This window comes from Lutimaribacter saemankumensis (assembly GCF_900100005.1).
GTDB classification, from domain to species: domain Bacteria; phylum Pseudomonadota; class Alphaproteobacteria; order Rhodobacterales; family Rhodobacteraceae; genus Lutimaribacter; species Lutimaribacter saemankumensis.
Window position 1 is genome coordinate 1 of sequence record NZ_FNEB01000041.1, and the last position, 1,301, is coordinate 1,301.

Here is a 1,301-nt window from a genome sequence, read left to right on the forward strand (position 1 = left end):
GTCAGATTAACTTAGCTTGAGGCGGGCAGGGGGCTTTCGTAGCCCCTCAAGATGTCCAAACGCTCGCCTTTCAAGTATTTCAAAACCAGCCCCGAAATCATCCGCCTGGCGGTGATGCTCTATGTCCGGTTCCCGCTATCGCCCCTCATCTCAGTGCGCGGCTGTACTCACTGGGTGTGAAACACTGAAGACGGGAGTGACGGCTCTGTCCGCTCAAATGATTGCAAGCGCCGAAGGCGGGCTTGGTCCAAACTTCGACTATCTGGCCTCTCTCGTCCGGCATCGCGACGAACTTGGAATCGATGATGACGCGATACGCCAGCTTCATACACGTGCAAAGGCGTATCGCTCCAGGCTTGAATGAACAGCGTTGAGTGACATCCCAAAAACCCACCTACCGGAAAAAGGCGGCACGAGCCTTTGGGCCGCATCCGACCACTATTCTTCAAATCCCAGAAAACGTGCGACATTTTCTACGGGACGCCGGCGCGACACGACAGAATTGGCTTCGAATTCCTCGTCTGGCCACCCAAGGGCGACACAGGTCAGAATGACCTGATCATCTGGGATATTGGCCACCTCACGTACAACAGGGCTTTGCATGATGCCCTGACCGTTTATGACAGCCCCCAGACCTTTGCTCCATGCGGCCAGAACCAAGCCATAGGTCATCGCACCGGTGTCAAAATGCGCGATGGTGTTGTCGAGAAGCGCCCGATCGAAGCAAACAACGATTGAAACGGGTGCATCAAACTGTCGAAAGCCGCGCATGACCCAATCCTGTCGTCGTTCCGCGTCGTGACGCTCGATTCCCATGGCTTCAAAAAGCTGCACGGCGATTTCGATCTGGCGCTTGCGATGCTCACCTTCATAGGCGGCATAGTCCTCGATTTCGCGGCTTGGAGGAACGCCTGCCAGCATGCGTTCCGTATTGCCATTGCGCACCTTCTCAAGAGGAGCCCCCGTTAAGACGTGCAGATGCCATGGTTGAGTGTTCATTGAGGAAGGCGCGCGATTTCCCAGTGCAATCACTTCCTCCAGAAGGGGTCTCGGAACGGGTTGGTCCTTGAAGCCCCGTATGGAGCGTCGTTCTTGCATCGCTTGTTCGACGTTCATCTTTCACCTTAACTATTCGTTTCCAAAGCACCACACTTGGCGCTGAGCAGCCCGATCTGATTGGTCCAAGGTAATTGTTAGTGCATGATTGGGCTGGTTTCCATTGGGATGATGGTTTCGGGAGCCGGCGGCCGATAGCCCAATGCACTGTGTGGTCTCTTGGTGTTGTAGTGTTTCCTCCATTG

3 protein-coding genes and 1 pseudogene are annotated in these 1,301 nt (G+C 55.0%); 2 read left to right on the forward strand and 2 right to left on the reverse strand.

Annotation, left to right across the window (positions count from 1 at the left end; genetic code table 11):
* Positions 1-51: 51 nt before the first annotated feature.
* Positions 52-141, forward strand: a pseudogene (locus BLT50_RS19520) (IS6 family transposase); the annotation flags it as partial.
* Between the two features lie 76 nt (positions 142-217).
* A complete protein-coding gene (locus BLT50_RS19670; protein WP_245723465.1) occupies positions 218-364 on the forward strand; it encodes a hypothetical protein in 147 nt (48 codons plus the stop codon).
* Positions 365-438: 74 nt separating this feature from the next.
* Here the strand turns inward: BLT50_RS19670 and BLT50_RS18830 are convergent, their stop codons facing one another.
* Both BLT50_RS18830 and BLT50_RS18835 read right to left on the reverse strand, forming a co-directional pair.
* A complete protein-coding gene (locus tag BLT50_RS18830) occupies positions 439-1,116 on the reverse strand; it encodes a nitroreductase (protein ID WP_090030846.1) in 678 nt (225 codons plus the stop codon).
* Positions 1,117-1,193: 77 nt separating this feature from the next.
* Positions 1,194-1,301: integrase core domain-containing protein (locus BLT50_RS18835; RefSeq protein WP_139170553.1), on the reverse strand; the 108-nt coding region annotated here is incomplete at its 5' end.